Consider the following 23,181-nt stretch of genomic DNA (forward strand, 5'->3'; position numbering starts at 1 on the left):
AGACATCACCACCCCGCTGAAAAACTGTTAATGTTTATTGAACCGCCGTATGCCGAACGGCACGTACGGTGGTGTGAGAGGACAGTAAGGGAAATAATCCCTTACTTCCTACTCGATTACGCGTGCTATACTAAGCATCGTGTCTACAATCAAAATTGCTACATTTATTTAAAATATGTTGACTATGAGAAAGCTGTTCGCCTTACTGGTTGTTGTTATTGCTAATTCGCAATTGTTTGCCCAATCTTGGCAGCCTATCATTCCCAATAAAATAGCCGATAAATATATCCCTGCGCATTACCAGGATATAGGTGGCCTTTTAGGCTACCGCATGAATGTGAATTTAGAGAAAAGGCTGCTGCAGATTGATTCGGCAACGTTATTATCCGGTTTCAGGAAACGACCCGGCTCGCAAACCTGGATTGGCGAACATGTCGGCAAGTTCCTGTTCTCGGCATCAAAAACTTATGCTTACACACACGATGCGCCGATAAAGCATTTAATGGACGATATGGTGCGCAAATATATTGTTTGCCAAATGCCTGACGGGTACCTGGGTACCTACCTGTTAAAAGACCGCTGGACCGAATGGGATGTTTGGGCGCATAAATATGCCATCATCGGCCTGCTTAACTATTATGCGGTAACCGGCTATAAACCAGCTTTGCAAACTGCGGAAAGAGCCGCCGATTTAATTTTCCGCACTTTTGGCAATGAGCCCGGTAAACGCGATTTAATGATAGCAGGCGAACATAACGGCCTGGCACCGGGTAGTATCCTTGAGCCTATGGTTGATTTGTACCGCTACACCGGCAACAAGCGCTATCTCGATTTTTGCAATTACATTTTCAGGGCCTTTGAGCAATCTTCCGGGCCGAAAATTGTCAGCCAGCTTGAGAAATATGGCGATGTAACCAAAGTGGGGGATGCCAAAGCCTATGAAATGTTATCCTGTTTTTTGGGGATACTGAAATATTATAAACTAACCGGGCAGGAGAAATACCTTACCCTTTTACAGACTGCCTGGAAAGATATCACCAAAAACAGGCTGTACATCACCGGCACATCAAGCGACAACGAAATCTTCAGGGAGCCGGGCATTTTACGGGCGGAGAATAAGGACAAGATGGGTGAGGGGTGTGTTACCGTTACCTGGACACAGTTTAACCTGCAACTGCTGCAAATAACCGGCGAGCCCAAATATGCGGAGGAAATGGAGCGGTCGGTATACAACCATTTATTGGCCGCAGAGAACCCGCAAACAGGCTGTGTAAGTTACTATACGGCATTGCAAGGCGCCAAGCCCTACCGTTGCGATCAGGGGTTCTCCTGCTGCCTGTCGAGCGTGCCGCGGGGGATTTCGCTTATTCCGGAAATGATGGGCGGAAAGATCAACGGCGCGTTTACCGTTTTAATGTATGAAAACGGCGAAGCTAAAGCCACTATTCGTACAAAAGATAATGCCAGCATCAATGTTACGTTAAAATCGGAAACTAAATTTCCGCTGGACGGGCGGGTTGATCTTAGTATAACCACATCAAGGGCGGCCATGTTTACCATAAATTTCCGCGTGCCGGAATGGGCCGAAAATTTTACCGCTAAAACAGGAGGCGAGGTATTCCGCGGAAAAAAAGGCCAATTATTGGCCATCAACAGAAAGTGGAGCCCGGGCGACCATCTTGCTATAACTTTTGATATGCCGTTGCAGGTTATTCCCGGGGGGATATCATATCCGAACTCCGTAGCATTTAAGCGCGGCCCGCAAATATTGGCTGTTGACCAGGGGCTAAATCCCGGACTGACAGCGCTAAATAATGTTGTATATACAAAAACTAATGAACCGTTAACTGATGCGAAAGCAATGTTGCCTTCAGACTGGGACTGGAAAGAGGCGTACGGCGTTGAAATGAAGGTTAACAATTCACTGCGCAAAGTTGTCATGGTGCCGTTTTCAGAGGCTGGGCAAAAATCTGCGGAGATTGCCGTTTGGGTGAATAAGTAGTGGATGCTTAACTGCGCAAGCGTTCCATTTTTGCACGTGGAACACCCGGAACGCTGTGAAACATGTTGATTATCAATTGATTCATATTTTGCCGTTATTTGTGTCGGCACCAACAACCGGTGATGTTGTGGTTTGCAGGATACCCTATGCCTGTCAATCCTTGTCCCGTTCTTCACAAAACAAACGAGGCCAAAGCGATGGGCGCCGCCTGTCACCATAAATGTTGATGGAATTGCGTGATAGTTTGAATTATGTAACTTTGCATTATGGGACCGACGGAAACAATGGAAGATTTTTATAAGAATAAATTGAATTGGCTGCCTGAAAACCTTGGTCAGGATATCGGGCATTTTAATATTTTCAGGAAAGAGGATTTTCAAAAGCACCACAAAGCACCCTTGAAATACAGCCGCCGCGATTTTTATAAAATCAGTCTGTTCAGGGGCAAAGCAATTTATCATTATGCCGATAAAAGTATAGAAGTGGATGGTACTTCGCTGCTGTTTTTTAACCCGCAGGTGCCCTATACAATTGAAGCTCTGACAGACGAAGGTACCGGGTATTTCTGCATTTTTAAAGAATCGTTTTTTACAGAGATGCTACGGAGCAACATGCATGATTTGCCCATGTTTGCCGTATCAGGCAGGCCGTCGTATTCATTAAATAATGTACAGCAGGAGTATGTAAGCGCAGTATTTGAGAAAATGCTGGATGAAATTAAATCAGACTATAAATTTAAATACGACCTGCTGCGTAACTATGTTACCGAGCTGATCCATTATGCCCTAAAGGTGTCGCCGATCGAAACGCTGTACCAGCATACCGATGCAAACTCGCGTTTAACTTCCGTTTTTACCGAGTTGCTGGAGCGGCAGTTTCCTATCGAGTCACCCTCGCAAAGATTTACCCTGCGATCAGCAAAAGATTATGCGGAACAGCTTGCCGTGCATGTTAACCACCTTAACAGGGCCATCAGGCAAACAACGGGCAAAACTACTACTGCACATATTTTTGAGCGACTTACCGGCGAGGCTATAGCGTTGCTAAAACATACCAACTGGAATATATCCGAAATAAGCTACTGCCTGGGTTTTGATGAGCCGGCGCATTTCAATAATTTTTTCAAAAAACAAACTTCAAATACGCCATCTATTTATCGGGTTGTTTGAATTTTGTAAGTATTGGTTTGAATGATGCAAGCGGTTGCCTTTTTGGCACTGTAATTTTGTTTTCATGAAAAACACCAATAATAATGAAAACAAAAAAGTATGGTTTATTACAGGCGCATCTAAAGGTCTTGGGTTAAGCCTTGTTAAACAACTGCTGGCCGACGGCCAAAAAGTGGCGGCAACATCAAGATATGTAGCCAGCCTGGTAAAAGCAACCGGCGAGACATCGGAGAATTTTTTGCCCCTGCATGTGAACCTGGCGGACGAAAACAGCGTTGCCGAAGCCATACAGGCAACTTATAACACATTTAACCGGATTGATGTGGTCATCAACAATGCTGGGTATGGTATAGGCGGCAGCATTGAAGAATTGACTGACGAGGAGGCCCGCGAGAGTTTTGATATCAATGTATTCGGTACGTTAAACGTAATCCGCGCGGTAATGCCTTTTATGCGGGCACAGCGTTGGGGGCATATCATCAACATTTCATCTATTGCAGGTATAGCATCCGGAACAGGCTGGGCGCTTTATGCAGCCACCAAATTTGCAGTGATTGGCTTATCGGAAGTTTTAGCAGAGGATGTTAAGGAATTTGGGATAAAAGTTACCGTGGTAGCTCCCGGTGCTTTCCGTACCAATTTTCTTGCTGCCGATTCACTGGTACTGACCCAAAGCCCGATTGACGCCTATCAGGATGTTAGAAACACCCATGCAAGATATTTGCAAATGGATGGCCAGCAAATTGGCGACCCTGAAAAAGCAGCCGCTGCAATGATTAAGATAGCGGATGATGAAAATCCTCCGCTCCACTTACTTTTGGGAGAAGACGCGTACAACCGGGCGATGGCCAAACTGCTTGTGCTTGATAAGGAATTCAGATTAAACGAAGAATTGTCAAAATCAATGGCTTACCAGGGCTAGTGTTATTTCACTCGAAAATTGACGGTTAGTCTTGAGTCGAAAGTCTTAAGTTATAAGTCAGAAAAAGCAAGAATTCGACTTAGGACTTCCGACCAAAGACTATTGACTTAACACTAGTACTATTTTAAAGAAGGTATTTAATACTTTTGCTTTCACTATGGTAATAAGTATTTTAGGCTGTGGCTGGTACGGTAAGGCGTTGGCAAAAACGTTGTTAGCAAACGGCTTTATTGTTAAAGGCTCGGCAACATCCGCAGAGAAAGCTGCGCTATTACCGGACGCTGGGATCTCGCCTTTCTTAATCGATTTTAAGGCTGATAGCCAAACGTACAATCCGGATTTTTTTAATTGCGATGTATTGATTGTATGCATCCCCCCAAAAACACGCCAGGGTGGTGGTGGCGATTATCTGCCTAAAATAGGGAGCATCATTAGTGCTGCTAAGAAGCAGGGGGGTAACAAGGTAATTTATATCAGCTCAACAGCCGTTTATGGCGATAACAATACGGAATTGACGGAGCTAAATCCGCCCGAACCGGATACCGAAAGTGGAAAAATACTACTTGAAGCCGAAAAGTTGTTTAGCGACCAGGCTGCTTTTAAAACAACCATTCTTCGTTTTGCTGGCCTTGTTGGTCCCGGAAGGCATCCTGGACGGTTTTTCGCAGGCAAAACAGACGTTCCAAACGGCCTGGCGCCGGTAAACCTGATACACTTAAACGATTGTATCGGTATTACAACAGCTATAATTGATCAAAATGCATTTGGCCGGGTGTTTAATGGCGTATCGCCACATCACCCGACCAAATCAGCTTTCTATCGCGAAGCATCACTGCAGGCGGGGCTTGCCGCCCCGGAATTTATCAATCAACTCGATAGTTGGAAGCTTATCGATAGCCTGAATGTTCCGGACATTTTGAGCTACAACTTTGTTGTGCCCGATTGGAACAGCTGCACCTTTGATTAATTATTGTGAGCTCCACATAAGCAAATAGTCGCCTCACCCCAAACCCCTCTCCAAAGGAGAGGGGCCTAAAAAAGAGATCCGATCAGCGAGCGAAGCCCAAGTCCTCTCCTTTGGAGAGGATTTAGGTGAGGCAAACCAAAAGTTTGCGCTTACCAATCCTTATTGAACTGACGTTAATTATTGAAAAGTTTTAACCTGCGCTTTTATTACCGAATCTTTTTGAGCATTGGTATACTTATGGTTAAAAATTGCGTTTTCCCAATCGCCATAGCCGGCATTTGGGATAACGATGTATTTGGTGCCAAATTTTTTCTTCAGTTGTTCGGTGACTTCGTTCCGGCTTTGTTCGGTAAAGGGCGCATCATACAGCGCGTCAAAATCGGGCAGGTTATCGCCGCAAAGCAACACAATTTCGTGTGTTTTTAATACTTCAAGCCGGCGTGTTTGTTTGCTGGATGTGGTCGTTTTTAAAATAAGATGGGTATCGTCGTTATAAGGCAAATTGTATAGTTTAAGATTTTTTGCTGTGCCTGCACGTTCATCTTCATCGCGGTTTGTAATATAGTAAACCGCCACGCCTTTTGACGCTGCATATTTTAAAAATGACGGCGCGCCCGGCACGGTATCACAAATGCCTTTCGCGGTCCACTGTTTCCATGTGGTTACTTCAAAGTCCTGGTTGTTGATTGCCCTGCCTGCTGTATAAGGACTGTTATCAAGCAAGGTTTCATCAATATCGGTAACTACGGCATAAGGTTTTGCATGGTGCTTTTTTAACGCCGCATCGAGCCGCAACCGGGCAATATTATAAGCCTGGAAACACAGCGCCTTGTATTCGGCCGCGCGTTGCTGGTAAAGTGATGCCCATACTTTGCCATTGTTTGCTATTGAGGCGGGTGCTGGTTGCCCGTTTTGAGCAAAAACGGAACAAAATGAAAGCATTAATAATGCTAGTGAGGTTAATTTTTTCATATGATTTGGTTAAGTATTTGTAAAGATATCATTTCCGAAACTGTTTAAGTCGTTTTATTGCTGTTTTTTAAGTTGACGTTGGTATAGATATTGTATTACATTGTAAGGCAAATTACTTAGCCGGGAGCATGAAAATATATCAGCAAACATTGCAATTGAAAGAACGCAGAAGGGGTTTTCATCTTATTACTTCCGAAATTACCCTGGCGCTGCCGCAAATAAGTGATTTAGCAGTTGGCGTTTGCCAGGTATTTATACAACACACATCGGCATCACTAACCATCAATGAGAACGCCGACCCGACTGTACGTCAGGATCTTGAGATGTATTTTAATAAGACCGTACGCGAGAACGACCCTGATTATCGGCATGACGACGAAGGCCCGGATGATATGCCAGCGCACCTGAAAGCGGCCTTGCTGGGCAGTTCGGTAACCATACCTATCCGTAACGGGCGTTTGGCTTTGGGTATCTGGCAGGGCATTTATCTTTGCGAGCACCGCAACAATGCCGAGCCGCGTAACCTGGTGGTTACCGCCTGGGGTACCGAAGACCAATCTATTGGGTAAAGTTTTTCGTAGTTTTGGTTATAACTACCACTATGAAAAAAATATTCGCCTTACTTCTTCTATTTATAACCACGCATAGCTATGCGCAGGATTCACTCAAAGCCTTCAACTATTCAAGAAATAATGTCACCTCCACCGGGATGACGGTTTTAGGCAGCTGGGCAATTGCCAATATCGGTGTTGGCGCTGCCGGCTGGGCAAACTCGAAAGGTGGTCAAAATAAATACTTCTACCAAATGACCACCATTTGGGGTGCAGCCAACCTGGGTGCTGCAATATTAGGATATACCGGCGCGAAAAATAATGAAGGTAAGCAGCTCACCGCTGCCGAAAGCCTGAAAGCCCAACAGAAAATAGAACGCATCTTTTTAATAAACGGCGGACTCGATTTGGCGTATATCGGCACAGGGATCATTCTTAAAAATCGCGGAGATAACCGCAATTCTGGCCAGTTAAAGGGTTATGGCTCATCGTTAATAATCCAGGGTGCGTTTTTATTGCTGTTTGACGGTACCATGTACAGCACTCACCGAAGCAATGGTAACAAACTGCGGCGGTTTCTGGAAAAGAATCCCATCGGCTTTAACGGCAAAAGTATCGGCATCAATTTACGCATGTAACACTCTGTGCCATTGTAATATTTGTGCTAATGCTTTCAACCTGTTGTAATTCGGTTAAATTTGAGTTATGAATGCAGCAGTTAAAACCTTCGTCGCGCTTGCGGTTATCTATTTACAGGTCAATATAGTAAACGCTCAGCAAGCTGCTATTGGTAAAACCGAAATTACCAAATGGCAATACGGCAAAAATGGAGCAGTATCACTTACTTATGATGATGGCTCTATTAACCAATTTAAGCACGCATTGCCTATAATGGAGCGGCTTAAATTGCCCGCAACATTTTTTGTGATAACCGGGGGCATTCCAGGTTCAAAATATTATGGAAAGTTTATCGGCAGACCGGTAAAAACCATCATTAAAGAATCGGCGACTATCCCAACAAACGAAAAAAATTTTTTTGAACGGTGCTCTGCAGGAGGGTACTTAGGTTATAAGGGAACCATTTCCTACGTTACCAAAGCTGTTGGTTTATATGATAACGTAAAAAGGCGTGAGCATGCTTTTAAAGTAATGGACACACTTTATCAAAAAGTTCGAAATGGCGATTTTCAGCCCGGTTACCAGCCCTGCGACGAGGTGCTGCAGGAGGATGGCCTTACCTGGGACGATTTAAGAAGCTACAGCGGCCGCGGATACGAAATCGCGAGTCATTCCATCACCCATGCGAGCATGCCGGGTTTGGATTCGGTTAATATCTCGTACGAGCTTGAAAAAAGTAAAGAGGAGATCAGGGATAAAATGGGGGTGAGGTCTACTTTCTCAACAGAGGTACCTTACGGTTACGAAGACGAACGGGTGATGAAAATTGCTTATAAAATTTACCCGGTGCTGCGTAACCGAATGCCTGAACCTTGGTTAAAGGAAATTGACCGGGCAAGCAAACAAACGCCCTGTACAACTACTAAAGACTATATCCAATGGCAGCGTGGGGCCACCACCAAAACACCGCTGTCGCTAATGGAATCGTGGGTTGATACTGCGGTTGCAAAAAATAACACCTGGCTCGTCCTTGTATTTCACGGCGTGGATAACCTCGGTTACGAAGCGTTGCCACACACCATGCTCGATGAATATTTTCAGTATATCAAAAACAATCAAAAAGATTTATGGATTGCTACCTTTGGCGATGTAGCAAGATACATGCGCCAAAAGGAATATACTAAATTGGAAGAAGGTAAGACGGGGGATAAGCTTATCATCAATCTTTCCTCTCCTCTTTACAGAGGCTTGTACGATTTACCCTTAACCCTCAAAACCTATGTATCGCCCGAATGGAAGCGCGTGTGGGTTTGGCAAGGCAAGCGCATGCAGCGTGTTGATGCAACAACGGATGACAAAGGCAGTTATGTTTTATACCAGGCGTATCCCTGGACTCCATTAACGCTGGCGGGAAAGGAGAATTGAGGCAGTTCATAGTTGATGGTTAATGGTTAATAGTTCATGGCCGGAGAGTATAAAAACCAAGAGTAAACCCTGGTTGCCAGCTTCTGTAGCTGCCATGAACTATCAACTATATGCCAATAAGAAACGCCATTGTATCCACATTATCCGCATAATCCCATAACGCGGGTTGTTGGCTTTTGCCGAAAGGCACCAGTTGATTTGTTAGATTCAGTTTGACATTACTCACTACACACTGAATGCTATCTGTTTGTTGCTGTAGAAGCCTTTCAGCCGATTCCACGTCATCGTAGTACTCATAAAATATAACCGCAAGTGGTGACGACAGCGAAGGATTTTCCTTCAATAATAAAAAGTTATTATCTAAATGCTGCTCGTTGCCTACCAGGTATATCGACCGGTTGTATCCATAATTGTTATTGTATTTATTATGATGGATAATTGGTTCGAATGTTTGTATCGACTCAAAAAAGAAATTGAAATTATAGCCTTTCGGTACCATCAGTTTTGACACGTTACGACAACCAAGGCCGAAGTAGTCAAAAATATCGTGCCCTAAGTTGTTAAGCTGTTCAGTGGTTTCGTCACCAGTTAGCACGGCCACGCTGTTCCTGTTTTTGCGGATGATATTAGGCACTTTGCCAAAGTAATAATCAAAATAGCGCGACGTGTTGTTGCTGCCAGTGGCAATAACCGCATCAAAGTTTTCGAGCCGTTCAACAAACTCGTATTGCTGGCTATATGCAGGTTCAATATCAGCCAGCATTTGTAAAATATGCTTTATCAATCGTGAATCCTGTGATGAGGCCTTTATTAGCGCAAAGTTTCCGGTTGCCAGCACGCACAAAACATCGTGGAAGCCAACTAAAGGTATATTTCCAGCTAATATCAGTCCAATTTTTTTTGCGGACCGGTTTTCAGTTAACTTATAGCTGTTAAGCCATTCCGTTAAATCTGCCCGGTTTAGCATTTTGCTGATGGATGTTATCGCCTGCAAAACGTTTTCGGGGGTAAACCATGCGTTATATTGTCTTTCGGTTTCTATGATTGCTTCCAGTTCCGGACCTGGGTTTGTTAGACTTTTGCCGAGCGTGCTAAATACTTCAATTAGCTTTGTTTTATCAAAATTTGACATATATATGGTAAGGATTTAAACCCTTAAAATCTTTTTTTGTTATATTTGCGAGCTTGTTAATAGCGGGCAAAGTTAATTGAGATTATAAGATTAAAGAAATATGGCGATTAAAATCACCGATGAATGTATAAATTGCGGAGCTTGCGAGCCTGAATGCCCTAATAACGCCATTTACGATGCCGGCGCTGCCTGGCGTTTTTCGGATGGGACGGGGCTGAAGGGGCTAATAGATTTTGGCGATGGCAATACACTTAACGCAGAGGAAACACAAGCTGCGTTATCTGATGATATCTATTATATAGTACCTGATAAATGTACCGAATGTGTTGGCTTTCACGACGAACCCCAGTGTGCTGCTGTTTGCCCTGTTGATTGCTGCGTGGACGACGAAGATATACGTGAAACCAAAGAAGAGTTACTTGCAAAAAAGGAATGGCTCCATATGGGAGAGTAACAAGTCTGTTACAAATATAAAAAGGGGACAGTTTAATAAACTTTCCCCTTTTTTTTGTATGTTGTAACAATAACCAATTAAACCCGTACTAAGCCTTTCTAATATGGAATACGGTATCTGTAATCTTTCTGTTATCCCCATGCGGGCCGAAGCAAGCGATAAAAGCGAGCAGGTGTCGCAGGTTTTATTTGGGGAAACCTTTGAGATTACCGAGTGGAAAGATAACTGGGTGAAAATTATTACTTCAATTGATGATTACCCGGGTTGGATAGGGCGACTGCAGTTCAATATGCTGGGCCATCTTGCTTATAAACGCATCAAACAAACACCGCCGCCGACAACGCACAGGGCCGTGACCCAAGCCTGGAAAATAAACAATAACAGCATTCTTTATCTCCCAATGGGTAGTTCACTTTCGTTTTTAGAAGGCACTACCTGTCGGATAGGTGATGAGAAATTTGAAATTATCGGCGAAATTGGCGAAACCGAAAATATGGCTATAACCGCCACTTCATTTTTAAACACCCCTTATTTATGGGGCGGGCGCACACATTTCGGCATTGATTGTTCTGGCTTTACCCAGGCGGTGTTCCGTTCGCAGGGATTTAATTTATTGCGCGACGCCCGGATGCAGGAGGGGCAGGGTTATGCCTTGAACTCATTGGATGATGCTAAACTGGGCGACCTTGCCTTTTTTGAAAATGCCGACGGCGCAATCGTGCACGTAGGTATTATGCTGAATAACGAAAAGATCATCCATGCTTCTGGCAAGGTGAAAATTGACGCTATTGACGAAAAGGGAATCTTTTCGGACGAGTTGAAACGCTACACCCACAAATTAACTACGGTTAAAAGAATATTTTAACTGCCGAAGTTAACTTCCCAAACAATTACTTTCTTATCATCGCTTACTGATAACAGCTGATTGCCATTCCAGGCAAGCTTGTTTATTGATAGCTGGTGGCTTGCATAGCCCTTTTCGCGGCTGATATTTTTATAAAGTTTAAAGTCATCGGCCCCCCAAATTTTGATGGTTTTATCCATGCTGCCGGTGGCAAAATAGGGTTGCTCCTTATGGAAGGCGATGCTATTCACCGCAAATAGATGGGCAGGGATGTTGTGTAAAAGTTTGTATGATACAGTATCCCATACTTTTACCTGTGCATCACGACCGCCGGATACTAAGTGAGTACTATCCGGCGAGTATTGTAGTGAAAAAACCGACATGGTGTGCCCATCTAACGTTTTCAGCAGCGAATAATCTTCCAAATCATAGATGTGAATGTGATTGTTCCGGCAGCCAAAGGCCACCTGTTTTTCATCAGGGGATATAGCGATACACCTTATCGTATCGTTCGAAACCTTTATGGTGTGCAGTAATTCAAAGGTCTCCATGCTCCAGACCGATACTGTGCCATCCTCAGAAGCAACCAGCAGTTCCCTTTTTTTATCTACCGACTTTATATCAAATATTGGTTTTTGATGATGTTTAAGCGCAGGCTGCAGTTGCTGCTTCATGAAATCAAATACAAGTACGTCGCCATTTCGCAATCCGGTAAATAACAGGGGAAGCCCCACCGGTCCATGTATCGCATAAATAGAGGCAGCTACCGGGAACATCACCTTTATAAATGAATTGTCTTTCAGGCTCCATTCAACAAGGCCTTTATCGTTGCCACCGGTAAATAGTATCCCGGGCTTTTGTGAAAGCTCGAGGGTAAATATCGGGTTGCCGTGGCCGGTAAGTTCAGCTGTTTTTTCTACGGTCATGATTTTAGTCGATAGACCATAGACCATAGTCCATAGCCGCCACATTTTACTATGGACTATGGACTATCGACTATGGACTTATTTATGTCTTCCTTCTAAATTTTTTGCAATCTGCTCAAGGCTTAGGCCTTTTTCGCGCAGTAGTACCAGCAGGTGGAATACAAGGTCGGATGATTCGTTTATCAAATCGGTTTCAGTTTCGGCGAGGGCTGCTATAACCGTTTCCACACCTTCTTCGCCAACTTTTTGGGCTATTTTGTTCAGTCCTTTATTCCGTAGCTTATTGATGTACGAACCTTCCTGCGGGTTTTCATACCTGTCGGCAACAATGGCTTCCAGTTGCAGTATAAAGTTCTGGTTGTATTCTGTTTTAAAACAGCTTCGCGACCCGGTATGGCAGGTGGGGCCATCTGCTTTTACCTTTATCAGCAAGGTGTCGTTATCGCAATCGATATCGATGCTTTTTACATGCAAAAAGTTATTGCTGGTTTCGCCTTTTGTCCACAAACGACTTTTCGAGCGCGAGTAAAACGTTACAATATTTTCCTGGACGGTTTTATCGTAGGCTTCCTGGTTCATGTAGCCAAGCATCAGCACTTCAAGGGTTTGCTCGTCCTGTATTATTACGGGTACTAACCCGTCTGACTTGTTGAAATCGATGTTCATTATAATTTAATTTCCTATAATACCCGTGCCTGTGTCCCCACAGGCAACATTTGTCCACTAATATTGGCTGTGAAGACACAGCCAATGGTTGAGTTGGTTATACTTCCCTCACCTCAATATTATTCGCCTTCAAAACCTTCTTTAAATCCGGTATCAATATCTCTCCATAGTGAAACACCGAAGCTGCTAACGCCGCATCAACATTGCTTTGTTTGAATACGTCTATAAAATCCTGCACGGAGCCGGCACCACCGGAAGCAATTACCGGAATGTTTACTGCGTTGTTTACTTCCTTTAAAAAGCGATTATCAAACCCGGCTTTGGTACCATCATGATCCATGGACGTTAGCAGTATTTCGCCCGCGCCACGGCTTTCGGCTTCCAATATCCAATCCAATGTTTCCTTTTCTGTTGGTAAACGGCCGCCGTTTAAGTGAACAATGTTTTTACCTGCAATTGCTCTTGTGTCAACAGCTATTACCACAAACTGAACACCAAATGCTTTTGCCAGTTCATCAATCAAAGCCGGATTACGAACCGCTGCGGAATTGATAGAAATTTTATCTGCCCCTGCATTTAAAAGCGCATCAGCATCAGCAATTTCATTTATACCACCGCCAATTGTAAACGGTATATTGATTTGGCGGGCAACTGACTTCACCAGTTCGACCATGGTTTTACGGCGTTCAACAGTCGCGGTGATATCTAAAAAAACCAGTTCATCCGCTCCCTGTTGCGAGTAATTCCACGCAAGCTCAACAGGGTCGCCTGCGTCACGCAAGTCGACGAAGTTAACGCCCTTAACTGTACGCCCATCCTTTACATCTAAACAGGGGATTATACGCTTCGTGAGCCCCCCCCGCCCCCTGAAGGGGGAGCTAAGAGTCTGTTTTATAATATCCAATACTTTTTCCAAATGATTAAATATTTCCTCATTTTTAAAACGGAGAAATATCATGCCATCTCTTTCGAGATTTATCTGTCGCTCTAAATCGTTTTTAATGATTTCAGGCAGATTGTGAATGTTTCCGTCAATTTCAATGACAAGTTTGTGTTGATGACAATAAAAGTCTGCAATGTAAATTCCTAATGGATGCTGCCTCCTAAATTTTGCCCCAAGTTGACTGCCCTTCAAATATCCCCAAAGCACCATTTCTGCTGGTGTCAAATTATTTCGAAGTGCTTCGGCGTTTTTAAATATCAAACTATTGGCACCCAAAAACATCTGTTTTTTCATTATCAAACTATAGTTCCCCCTTTAGGGGGTTAGGGGGCTCTTAGATTGATATCAGCGATTCGAGGTTCCAGTGTTTCACATCCTCAATAGTAATATGCCCCTCATAAATAGCTTTACCCACCACGCACGATTCAACCTTGATATTGCTCAATTGCTCAATATCATCCATCGAGCTTACACCGCCCGATGCAATAAGTTTAATGAAAGGGGAGTGGTCAAGCAGCTTTTCGTAAAGCTTTATGCCTGCGCCGCCGAGTTTGCCGTCTTTATCAATATCGGTACATAAAAAACGGAAAAAGCCAAGCTGAAGGCATTTATCAACGTAATCCATCAGCTTAATGGGCGAGCTTTCCATCCAGCCAGAGTATTTGATTACTTCATCCAACACATCGATAGCGATTACCACCTGGTCGGAACATTTATCCTTGCCACAAACTGCTTTGCTTAGTTCTGGTAAAAATGAAGGGTTAGTTAGTGCTTGTGTACCAACAATAACGCGGTGAACGCCGGAATCAATCAGCTCTTTAACTTTTTCGATACTGCGGATGCCGCCACCGTACTGAACCTTCATATCGGTTTTGTGAATTACGTCAAACAGGTACTCCTGGTTGCTGAAATCGTTTTTGGCGCCGTTAAGGTCGATGATGTGGATGAAGTTTGTACCATTCGATTGATATCTTTCTATCATCTCTTCCAGGGAAACATCATATTCTGTTACCTGGTTATAGTCGCCTTCACGCAGGCGCACAACCTTTTTGTTTAAAATATCAATTGCCGGGATAATGTACATGTCTTTTTAAATTTTAGAAAAGTTTTTTAGTAAGGTTTCACCATACGCGCCTGATTTTTCGGGATGGAATTGCACTCCATAAAAATTATCCCGCATAATTGATGCCGAAAATTTGTTTATGTAATTTGTTGACGATAAAGTGTATGTAACATTATACTCAATAAAGTATGAATGTACAAAGTAAAAATGTGAACCGTTAGGAATATTTTCAAAAAGTGCATTTCCCATTTCCGGAAAAACCTGGTTCCAACCGGTATGCGGTACTTTGAAATTAGTATCGCCTGCAAATTTCAAAGTCTTTATCGGGAATAAATCGAGCAACTTCGAATCGCCCTCTTCGGAATACGAGGTAAGTAACTGCATGCCCACACAAATGCCCAAAACAGGCTTTTTAAGCGCTTTGATCGACGGCACCAGCCCTGTGTGCTCCAATTTAGCCATTGCGGCACCAGCATGTCCAACGCCGGGAATTATGTAGCGGTCATATTGTTCAAAATCTTCTTCCTTATTTATCATTCCATACGGAATACCCAACCGCTCCAAAGCAGCAGTTAAGGAGAAGATGTTTCCGGCGCCGTATTGTATTATTCCAATGCCCCCCGGCCCCCTAAAGGGAGAGGTGTCTCGCAAATTACTTTCCTGCTTTATTTCATTCATGCTAATCAAAATTCCCCCTTTAGGGGGTTAGTGGGCCTCTACAGTATGCCTTTAGTGCTTGGTAAAACCATATTATTTACATCACGTTTTACAGCCATTTTTATTGCTTTAGCAAAGGCCTTAAATATAGCCTCAATTTTATGATGCTCGTTATCGCCTTCGGCTTTTATGTTCAGGTTGGCCTTTGCCGCATCGCTGAACGATTTAAAAAAGTGGAAGAACATTTCCGTCGGCATTTCGCCGATTTTTTCTCGTTTAAATTCTGCATCCCAAACAATCCAGTTGCGGCCGCCAAAATCAATAGCAACCTGTGCCAGGCAATCGTCCATCGGCAGGCAAAATCCATAGCGTTCAATGCCTTTTTTATTGCCTAAGGCTAATGCAAATACTTCACCAAGGGCAATGCCTGTATCCTCGATGGTGTGGTGTTCATCAATATGCAAATCGCCATTGGCAACAATTTCCAAATCAATATTTCCATGGCGGGCAATCTGGTCAAGCATATGGTCGAAAAAGTGGACGCCGGTTGATACCTTTGCGTCACCTTTGCCGTCCAGGTTTATTTTTATATAGATGTCAGTTTCTTTTGTGCTGCGGCGATGCTCAAACACGCGTTGGCCAAGCTTTAAAAACTCGTAAACCTTCTGCCAGTCGGTGGTTTGCAGCACAGCGGTTTGGTGTACAATTTCTTCTTCGTCCGCTTTAAACTCGTTGCCACCCATGTTCGAGCCATCGTTCAGCCAGATAGATTTTGCGCCGAGGTTATGCCCAAGCAACACATCGTTTTTACGGTCTCCAATGGTAAACGAGTTTTTTAAATCGTATTTTTCAGCATCAAAATACTGGGTAAGCATGCCGGTGCCGGGCTTACGGGTAGGCGCATTTTCAGCAGGAAAAGTCCGGTCGACGCAAATATTAGAAAATACAACACCTTCGTTAGCAAATGTTTTTATCACCATGTTTTGCACCGGCCAAAAGGAGTCTTCAGGATAGGATGCAGTACCTAAACCATCCTGGTTGGTAACCATCACTAGTTCAAAATCCAGCTCTTTGGCTATCTTAGGCAGGTATTGCAACGCACCAGGGTAAAAGGTAAGCTTCGCAAATGAATCAATTTGCTCGTCGGGCGTTTCCTCAATCATTGTACCATCTCGGTCAATAAACAGTATTTTTTGCGGCTTGCTCATTTAAAATTTTGTAAGGTTTCGAGTAATATGTTGTTTTCGGCAGGGGTACCAACGGTTATGCGCAGGCAACCCTCACAAAGTTCAACTTTTGAACGGTTTCGTACAATAATGCCCTGGTTAACCAAATAGTTATAAATGCCGTTGGCATCAGTTGTTTTTACCAGGATGAAGTTGGCATCCGACGGGTAAATATCAACTACAAAATCAAAGTGCTTCAAACCAAGCACCAGGTTATCTCTTTGTATCAAAGTCTCCTTAATCCAATTGTTTATTTGTTCAATATTTCCCAGCGCCTGTAATGCCAGCTGTTGCGATGCCTCGTTAATGTTATAAGGAGGTTTGACCTTATTCATTACCTCTATGATCTCTTCACTCGCAAATGCCATTCCCACGCGCAAACCTGCAAGCCCCCATGCTTTGGACAGCGTTTGCAACACAACAAGGTTTGCGTACTCTGTAAGCTCCTGTATAAATGTTTTTTGGCGACTGAAATTTATATAAGCTTCATCAACCACCACAATGCCGCTAAAGTTGGCCAGTAAGGTTTCAACATCTGTACGATCTATCGAATTACCGGTAGGGTTATTTGGCGAACAGATAAATATCAACTTGGTATGTTCATCAATCGCCTCAGCAATGCCTTCCAAATTCAATTGAAATTCTTCAGTAAGCGGTACATTCTTTACTGCGATATCATTGATATTGGCTGATACCTGGTACATACCATAAGTAGGCGGAACCAGGATAACGTTATCTACTCCTGGATTACAAAAGCTGCGGAAAAGGATATCTATCGCCTCATCGCTGCCGTTGCCCAAAAATATATTGCGCGGTGGCACGCCTTTTATTTGGCTTAAGCGCTTTTTAACTTCAAATTGTAACGGGTCGGGGTAACGGTTGTACTGCTGCTCCAACGGCGAGCCAAACGCATTTTCGTTGGCGTCAAGGAACACGCTGGCCTCGCCCTGGTACTCATCTCGTGCCGAGGAGTAGGGGGTGAGGTTTTTTATATTTTCTCTGAGTAGGCCCCCTAGCCCCCTAAAGGGGGAATTGCCATCGGCCGTACTGTAAAACTGTTTGTTTATTTCTTCACTCATGTTATAATATTCTTAAGGACATAACTCCCCTTTAGGGGGTTTGGGGGCTTATTCTTACACTCACTGCATTTTTATGGGCATGTAGTCCTTCTAATTCCGCCAATATTTCAACTGATGGCCCGATATTTTGCAACCCTTCTTTAGTTAGATATTGAAACGTTATTTTTTTTACAAATGAATCAACCGATACACCTGAATAGGCCCTTGCATACGAACTTGTCGGCAACGTATGGTTCGTACCGGATGCGTAATCCCCGGCACTCTCAGGCGTTAAGTTGCCGAGGAATACCGAGCCCGCATTGATAATGTTTGCGGTTATTCGCTGCCAGTTTGCAGTTGCTAATATCAAATGCTCCGGTGCGTATTGGTTGCTGAAATCCATAGCCTCATCCAAATTGCCTGTTACCACGATGTACGAGTTTTCAATGGCAACTTTTGCAATTTCGGCCCTTGGTAAAACGGCGAGTTGTTTATCAAGCTCGTTTAAAACTTCTTCCGCAATTTGTTTCGACGTACAAACCAAAATCGACTGGCTGTCCATGCCGTGCTCTGCTTGTGCCAGCAAATCGGCGGCAACAAAAACCGGGTTGGCGGTTTCATCGGCTATAACCAGCACCTCTGACGGCCCGGCTGGCATATCGATAGCGGTTGTTGTGTTCGACTGGATGATGGTTTTAGCCTTGGTTACAAACTGGTTGCCCGGCCCGAATATTTTATCCACCCTTGCAATGGTTTCAGTGCCGTAAGCCATGGCCGCAATAGCCTGTGAACCGCCTGCGAGAAAAATCTTTTCTATCCCCAGCAACAGCGCCACATAAGCTATAAACGCATTTACCTTACCATTTTTTTGCGGCGGCGAACAAACCACAATTTCGTGGCAGCCTGCTATCTGAGCCGGTATACCCAGCATTAAAAACGTGCTTGGTAATACTGCAGAGCCACCCGGGATATACAATCCCACCTTTTCAATCGGCCGCAATTCGCGCCAGCAGGTAACACCGGGCATGGTTTCAACCTCGTCCTCAGCTTTTATTTGTGCCTGGTGAAATTTGTAGATGTTATTATAAGCCACCTTTAACGCGGCTTTCTGTTCATCAGAAACTGACGAAGCAATTTCAGTTAGCTCGGCTTTATCCAGGTAAAGTTTTTCCAGTTCAACTTTGTCAAACTTATGGGCATAGTCAAACAAAGCACTATCACCGTTTTGCTGAACATGTGCAATTACATCTTCAACAATACCACGTATTTCATTGGCAGGGTCAATATTGCGTTGAACCAACTGCTGAATGTCGCTTTTACTTAAATCTGAATAGTTAAATACCTTCATAGCTCAGGCCCCCAAATCCCCTAAAGGGGAGTTATGTCCGCTTTGCCCCCAAACCCCCTAAAGGGGGCTTAAAAGCGCTTTTTGTTAGTTAATTATCTCACCCTTCCTTTTTGCTCCTCCGCTATTTAGCGGAGGCCGGGGGGCTTCGCCTACAATATTATCTTCTCAATCGGCATTACTACAATGCCCTGTGCGCCTGCTTGTTTTAGCTGGCTTATCCTGTCCCAAAAATCGCGTTCAGGGATTACGGTGTGTACCGCCACCCAATTTTCTTCGGCTAAAGGAACTACTGAAGGGCTTTTTACGCCCGGCAGCAATGCGATTATAGCAGCTAAATTATCCCTGTGCACATTTAATACCACGTATTTGGTTTCCTTAGCCCGTAATACGGATTGGATTCGTTGTATCAATTCCAATACCAAATCTTCGGTTTCGCTGCCTTTGCGACCGATAAGAACGGCTTCTGAGGACATTACATCGGCAAATGGCTTTAAACCATTACTTTTTAACGTTCCACCGGTTGATACCAGGTCGCAAATAGCATCGGCTAAGCCCAGTCCGGGCGATATTTCAACAGAGCCGGAAATGGTACGAATGTCTGACTGTATCCCATTTTCCTTCAGGAACTTGCCCAAAATAACAGGGTACGTAGTAGCTATTGATTTACCGTTTAGTCCGGCAAGACTTTGAATGTCGTCGTTATTAGGAACGGCAATTTTGAGCGAGCATTTGCCAAAGCCAAGGCGCTGCAGGTAGCTTACTTCAACTTCGGTTTCCTGTATCACGTTTTCGCCAACAATACCCAGGTCGGCAATGCCGTCCTGAACATATTCGGGGATATCATCATCACGCAGAAAAAGAATTTCCAGCGGGAAATTTGAAACGGGGGAGATAAGCGAGCTTTTGTAGTTTTCGAAACTTAAGCCACAATTTTTTAATAATTCAACGGATTTTTCGTTGAGCCGGCCAGATTTCTGGATAGCTATTTTGAGTGTTTTCACTGATTGGTTTTAAAGGAACTATAATAAAAATATAAACGGAGGGTTGTTATTTCGCGTAGAAACATACATTATCTAATCACCACATAGTGGTGATGGTGCAGGTGCAGATGATATAATGTATAACCGTTCATTTTTTTTTTGTATAGTAAAACGATAGATATTGCGTGCAAAGATAGGGAATGGATTATTAAATCAAAATTTTATTTCGATTTGCTTATTTCGGAATTGTTAGTGCAGAATTAAATTTTGACTATTCCTCAGAGATTTGACAATTTTTTGAATGTTGTCGAATCTAACCTACAAAGCGTGATCGGCATGTAAATCGCCGCCTTTCAATATTCTTTTAGAGCTCCAATCTTCATAGCCACTACTCCAAAATACGTCAGATTCCGGCAATCCTAGTGGTAGTAAAATAGCTGAGCACAAGTACAAACTGCCCGTGGAAATATACGTTTCGGCTAACGACGGCTGATGTCCGTAAACCCCGATCCGCAGCCAGCCATTCTCATCAAACAGATCTTTAGTATTGGTCACTTTTTCAATAACAGCAGTTAGCGCGCAGCGCACCTGTGCAGGGTTTAACTCTTTTGGCAACTGCTGGCGGTAAGCCATATTTGCCAAATGATGAAATGCCCCGGTACGGTAGGTTATCGAGCGGCCTATGATTGGGTAAGTACCATCGACTCCAATTAGACGTTCCTGAATCTGACTATAACGAAGATTGCGGCATAGAACCTGTTTTCTAATAGGTTCAAAGGCATCATCTTTAGTTGCAGCAATCTTTAAAACATCGTACAAATAAGGATGAATTACAAAGCTGTTGTAATAATCCCAGTGAAATTCTGCACCATCGCCGTACATTCCATCACCTTTATACCAAAGCTGATGCTGCTTAACGGCATAATCAATCCTTGCCATTTCAAAAGGCTGATTTATGGTGATAAAAAAAGCCTCAATTATTGCCGCAAACAACAGCCAGTTATTTTCGGGAGGTTTTATTTTCCGGGTTTTAAGTAAACATGCTACTACGTTTTGTTGTACTTTACTATCCAAAGCTTCCCACAATTTAGGACAGCGGATTAGGCCATAAGCAAAAAAAGAAGCATCTACCAATGGTTGCCCACCTTCATCGCCCCAGTTCATGTAATCTTTTGCGGCGGGATTGGTGGCGTTTTCAATTCCTTTTACCGCGAGTTTAAAATACCTGTTTTGCAGTTGGCTTTCCGCTTCATTAATATGTTCGGCATGTAGCCAAGGGGCAATGCCGCATAAAAGGCGACCAAAAGCCTCAAGATGTGTGTATTTTGCCCGGTCGTTTATTAACGATGACTCTTTAGCTTCAACGGGCATTTTTTGTTTGAGCTGATCGGCGGCAAGGGAGGTTAATACTGGTTCGGCTAATTTTTGAAGATAGTTTAGCCAAAGCTTACGGGTGGTGGTGTTAACGGGAATATCTTCGGTGGTGTTAGTAGGCAGAGCGGTGGTCAACAATGGTGAAATGCCGAGCATACCGGCATTTTGTATGAATCTTCTTCTTTTCATCTTTCGGAACTATTAAAAAAGAATTTGTTATTGCGAGTGAGGAACGAACGCGGCAATCTAGTCGCCGTTCATGTTGGCGAGATATGGCGACGAGATTGCTTCGTTCTTCGCAATGACAAAGTTTTATTGTTTTAATTATCAATAAGATAATTAATATTTATACTATTTTTCCTCACACAAATAAATATCGCCCTCTTTGGCGCTGCCAATCTTTACCAGTTTTTTGTTCTTCATAATATCCGATAGGCTTACCAGCTCGGTATTATATAGATTAGTGAACCAGATCAGGTAAAAACGCTTTTGCGCATAAAATCTCTGTACATCGCCTTTATTATCTTTATGGGGGATAACGGTAGACGACATCCGGGTGAAGAGATAAACAGCTTCGTCGGCATCAGTATAAATAGGGATGCCCGGCTTAAACATATTTTGATGATGGCGCAGGTACACTATAAATTCCGATTTGTTCCAATCATCATCACTGTAGCCGGGTACGCCATAATCGCATTCGTCATCATAGCGCTGGTAATCGGTCCGCACGGTATGGTACTCAAAAGCCAGCATCAAAAGTATAGCAACACCAGCCAAGGCATATTTTGCTTTCGATTTCACAAGCAGCAGTACATCGGGCACCCAGCTTGTACAGGCAATCAATAGCGGTATAAACATGGGCGACAGTAAACGACTGTTAATCCGTTCATACCGGGATATACTGGCCGATATCACTATAAAAAGACCATAAACAATGGCAAAGGCAATCACGATATTTTCGTAGCTGTTTATACGGCCTTTAAATGCCTTCCATAACAATATGCCGATCAGCGCCAGCAAAACTACTGCAGTAATCACAGCCGCGTATGGATAGGCTGCTTTGCTTAAGCTGCCCCAATCGCAAATTACGGTTCCGAAATAATATAGATTATCAACAAATGGGGTTATTGAAGGATACCGCGTGCCGGTGCTTAAGCCGGAGTTAATTCTGTTCATCAACAGGTTGCCGGCCAATAACGAAATACCTATTACACCAAATAGAAGGATATGTCCAACTTTCTTTTTAATCGTAAGCTGATTATTCAGCAACAGCATTAATCCGCCTGCGCCAATAACGGTTACACCGGCATAACGTGTAATACAGCTGACAGCGGCAATCAAGGCCACCCAAACCAGCGCCTTGGTACTGTGTGTTTGCAGGTAGCGCCAGTAAGCAATGATAAACAACAGTATTTCGAAAATAAACAAGGTTTCAGACCACAGGTAGGTGTAAATCTCCAACAAACCAGGGCTTAGGATAATGGCAATCAGTATCAGCCACTTGTAAATTCGCGAATGCGAAATAAACTTTTCCATTATCCAGCCGCTGGTGAATATTACGGCTGCAAAAAGCGCAGCGTTAATCATCGCCCCGGCCTCAATGGGGTCTACGCGTGTAATAAACTGGATAACTGCTAAAAAGAAGGGATAAAAAACCGGGAAAAACACCAGCGGACCTTTATTGAAAGTAATAATGGTGCCATGTGCCTGTAGGTTACTGGCGGTGCTGGCATACATAATGGAATCGGGCGATATGCCCACACCGCTATATTTTGTAAACAGGTAAATAACAACGAAACCAATAATGGCTGCTATTAATGAATCGAGATTGGTTAAATAGCGTTTGTTGAGCATTGTTGGAAAGTTGTAAAGTTGTAAAGTTAG

22 protein-coding genes and 1 pseudogene are annotated in these 23,181 nt (G+C 43.6%); 9 read left to right on the forward strand and 14 right to left on the reverse strand.

Going from position 1 to position 23,181, the window contains the following annotated elements; genetic code table 11:
- The first annotated feature begins 184 nt into the window (after positions 1 to 184).
- The 4 genes from NAF19_RS18905 (at position 185) to NAF19_RS18920 (ending at position 5,060) form a co-directional block, all read left to right on the forward strand.
- A complete protein-coding gene (locus NAF19_RS18905) occupies positions 185 to 2,002 on the forward strand; it encodes a beta-L-arabinofuranosidase domain-containing protein (protein WP_252791896.1) in 1,818 nt (605 codons plus the stop codon).
- Between the two features lie 266 nt (positions 2,003 to 2,268).
- Positions 2,269 to 3,171 carry a helix-turn-helix domain-containing protein gene (locus NAF19_RS18910; RefSeq protein WP_252791897.1) on the forward strand — a complete coding sequence of 301 codons (903 nt, stop codon included), beginning with the start codon at positions 2,269 to 2,271 and terminating at the stop codon, positions 3,169 to 3,171.
- Positions 3,172 to 3,235: 64 nt separating this feature from the next.
- Positions 3,236 to 4,093 carry an SDR family NAD(P)-dependent oxidoreductase gene (locus NAF19_RS18915; RefSeq protein ID WP_252791898.1) on the forward strand — a complete coding sequence of 286 codons (858 nt, stop codon included), beginning with the start codon at positions 3,236 to 3,238 and terminating at the stop codon, positions 4,091 to 4,093.
- Between the two features lie 157 nt (positions 4,094 to 4,250).
- Positions 4,251 to 5,060, forward strand: a complete 810-nt coding sequence (locus NAF19_RS18920) for an SDR family oxidoreductase (RefSeq protein ID WP_252791899.1) — start codon at positions 4,251 to 4,253, stop codon at positions 5,058 to 5,060.
- Between the two features lie 177 nt (positions 5,061 to 5,237).
- Here NAF19_RS18920 and NAF19_RS18925 read toward each other — a convergent pair whose 3' ends face one another.
- Positions 5,238 to 6,032 carry a 5'-nucleotidase, lipoprotein e(P4) family gene (locus NAF19_RS18925; protein WP_252791900.1) on the reverse strand — a complete coding sequence of 265 codons (795 nt, stop codon included), beginning with the start codon at positions 6,030 to 6,032 and terminating at the stop codon, positions 5,238 to 5,240.
- Positions 6,033 to 6,160: 128 nt separating this feature from the next.
- On the opposite strand from NAF19_RS18925, the gene NAF19_RS18930 reads away from it, so the two are divergent.
- From NAF19_RS18930 to NAF19_RS18940, 3 genes are all read left to right on the forward strand, one after another.
- Positions 6,161 to 6,601, forward strand: coding sequence for a secondary thiamine-phosphate synthase enzyme YjbQ (locus NAF19_RS18930; protein WP_252791901.1), 441 nt, complete (start codon positions 6,161 to 6,163; stop codon positions 6,599 to 6,601).
- Between the two features lie 32 nt (positions 6,602 to 6,633).
- Positions 6,634 to 7,221 carry a DUF6992 family protein gene (locus NAF19_RS18935; protein ID WP_252791902.1) on the forward strand — a complete coding sequence of 196 codons (588 nt, stop codon included), beginning with the start codon at positions 6,634 to 6,636 and terminating at the stop codon, positions 7,219 to 7,221.
- Positions 7,222 to 7,288: 67 nt separating this feature from the next.
- Positions 7,289 to 8,626 carry a polysaccharide deacetylase family protein gene (locus NAF19_RS18940; RefSeq protein ID WP_252791903.1) on the forward strand — a complete coding sequence of 446 codons (1,338 nt, stop codon included), beginning with the start codon at positions 7,289 to 7,291 and terminating at the stop codon, positions 8,624 to 8,626.
- A gap of 106 nt (positions 8,627 to 8,732) precedes the next feature.
- Here NAF19_RS18940 and NAF19_RS18945 read toward each other — a convergent pair whose 3' ends face one another.
- A complete protein-coding gene (locus tag NAF19_RS18945; protein ID WP_252791904.1) occupies positions 8,733 to 9,758 on the reverse strand; it encodes an acyl-CoA reductase in 1,026 nt (341 codons plus the stop codon).
- Positions 9,759 to 9,858: 100 nt separating this feature from the next.
- On the opposite strand from NAF19_RS18945, the gene NAF19_RS18950 reads away from it, so the two are divergent.
- On the forward strand, positions 9,859 to 10,212 hold the full coding sequence (locus NAF19_RS18950) for a 4Fe-4S dicluster domain-containing protein (RefSeq protein WP_252791905.1): 354 nt from the start codon (positions 9,859 to 9,861) through the stop codon (positions 10,210 to 10,212).
- A gap of 103 nt (positions 10,213 to 10,315) precedes the next feature.
- Positions 10,316 to 11,077 carry a C40 family peptidase gene (locus NAF19_RS18955; protein WP_252791906.1) on the forward strand — a complete coding sequence of 254 codons (762 nt, stop codon included), beginning with the start codon at positions 10,316 to 10,318 and terminating at the stop codon, positions 11,075 to 11,077.
- On the opposite strand, the gene NAF19_RS18960 is transcribed toward NAF19_RS18955, so the two are convergent.
- The 12 genes and pseudogenes from NAF19_RS18960 to NAF19_RS19015 all read right to left on the reverse strand — a co-directional run bounded on the left by NAF19_RS18960 (position 11,074) and on the right by NAF19_RS19015 (position 23,151).
- Entirely contained in the window at positions 11,074 to 11,982 is a 909-nt protein-coding gene (locus NAF19_RS18960) for a WD40 repeat domain-containing protein (protein ID WP_252791907.1), read from the reverse strand. The two genes, NAF19_RS18955 and NAF19_RS18960, sit on opposite strands and share 4 nt — an antisense overlap.
- 78 nt (positions 11,983 to 12,060) lie before the next feature.
- Positions 12,061 to 12,648 carry a bifunctional phosphoribosyl-AMP cyclohydrolase/phosphoribosyl-ATP diphosphatase HisIE gene (gene hisIE, locus NAF19_RS18965; RefSeq protein WP_252791908.1) on the reverse strand — a complete coding sequence of 196 codons (588 nt, stop codon included), beginning with the start codon at positions 12,646 to 12,648 and terminating at the stop codon, positions 12,061 to 12,063.
- Positions 12,649 to 12,745: 97 nt separating this feature from the next.
- Positions 12,746 to 13,543, reverse strand: coding sequence for an imidazole glycerol phosphate synthase subunit HisF (gene hisF, locus NAF19_RS18970; protein ID WP_252792042.1), 798 nt, complete (start codon positions 13,541 to 13,543; stop codon positions 12,746 to 12,748).
- Positions 13,541 to 13,885 (reverse strand): annotated as a pseudogene (locus NAF19_RS30600) (endonuclease domain-containing protein); the annotation flags it as partial. The pseudogene NAF19_RS30600 and the gene hisF, both read right to left, overlap by 3 nt.
- Before the next feature lie 40 nt (positions 13,886 to 13,925).
- Positions 13,926 to 14,675 (reverse strand): 1-(5-phosphoribosyl)-5-[(5-phosphoribosylamino)methylideneamino]imidazole-4-carboxamide isomerase, encoded by a 750-nt coding sequence (locus NAF19_RS18980; RefSeq protein ID WP_252791909.1) that lies wholly within the window; start codon positions 14,673 to 14,675, stop codon positions 13,926 to 13,928.
- A 6-nt stretch (positions 14,676 to 14,681) separates the two neighbouring features.
- The gene (gene hisH / locus NAF19_RS18985; RefSeq protein WP_252791910.1) at positions 14,682 to 15,332 is read right to left on the reverse strand and encodes an imidazole glycerol phosphate synthase subunit HisH; all 651 of its coding nucleotides are present in this window, start codon (positions 15,330 to 15,332) and stop codon (positions 14,682 to 14,684) included.
- Positions 15,333 to 15,370: 38 nt separating this feature from the next.
- Positions 15,371 to 16,519 (reverse strand): bifunctional histidinol-phosphatase/imidazoleglycerol-phosphate dehydratase HisB, encoded by a 1,149-nt coding sequence (gene hisB / locus NAF19_RS18990; protein ID WP_252791911.1) that lies wholly within the window; start codon positions 16,517 to 16,519, stop codon positions 15,371 to 15,373.
- Positions 16,516 to 17,616 carry a histidinol-phosphate transaminase gene (gene hisC / locus NAF19_RS18995; RefSeq protein ID WP_252791912.1) on the reverse strand — a complete coding sequence of 367 codons (1,101 nt, stop codon included), beginning with the start codon at positions 17,614 to 17,616 and terminating at the stop codon, positions 16,516 to 16,518. Before hisC ends, hisB begins: the two co-directional genes overlap by 4 nt.
- Before the next feature lie 31 nt (positions 17,617 to 17,647).
- Positions 17,648 to 18,943: a histidinol dehydrogenase gene (hisD, locus tag NAF19_RS19000; RefSeq protein ID WP_252791913.1), complete on the reverse strand. Its 1,296-nt coding sequence runs from the start codon at positions 18,941 to 18,943 to the stop codon at positions 17,648 to 17,650.
- 149 nt (positions 18,944 to 19,092) lie between these two features.
- Positions 19,093 to 19,944, reverse strand: coding sequence for an ATP phosphoribosyltransferase (gene hisG / locus NAF19_RS19005; protein ID WP_252791914.1), 852 nt, complete (start codon positions 19,942 to 19,944; stop codon positions 19,093 to 19,095).
- A 297-nt stretch (positions 19,945 to 20,241) separates the two neighbouring features.
- The gene (locus NAF19_RS19010) at positions 20,242 to 21,486 is read right to left on the reverse strand and encodes a DUF2264 domain-containing protein (RefSeq protein ID WP_252791915.1); all 1,245 of its coding nucleotides are present in this window, start codon (positions 21,484 to 21,486) and stop codon (positions 20,242 to 20,244) included.
- Between the two features lie 162 nt (positions 21,487 to 21,648).
- Entirely contained in the window at positions 21,649 to 23,151 is a 1,503-nt protein-coding gene (locus NAF19_RS19015; protein ID WP_252791916.1) for a glycosyltransferase family protein, read from the reverse strand.
- Positions 23,152 to 23,181: the final 30 nt, after the last annotated feature.

Source organism: Mucilaginibacter flavidus (genome assembly GCF_024055575.1).
Lineage (GTDB): Bacteria > Bacteroidota > Bacteroidia > Sphingobacteriales > Sphingobacteriaceae > Mucilaginibacter > Mucilaginibacter flavidus.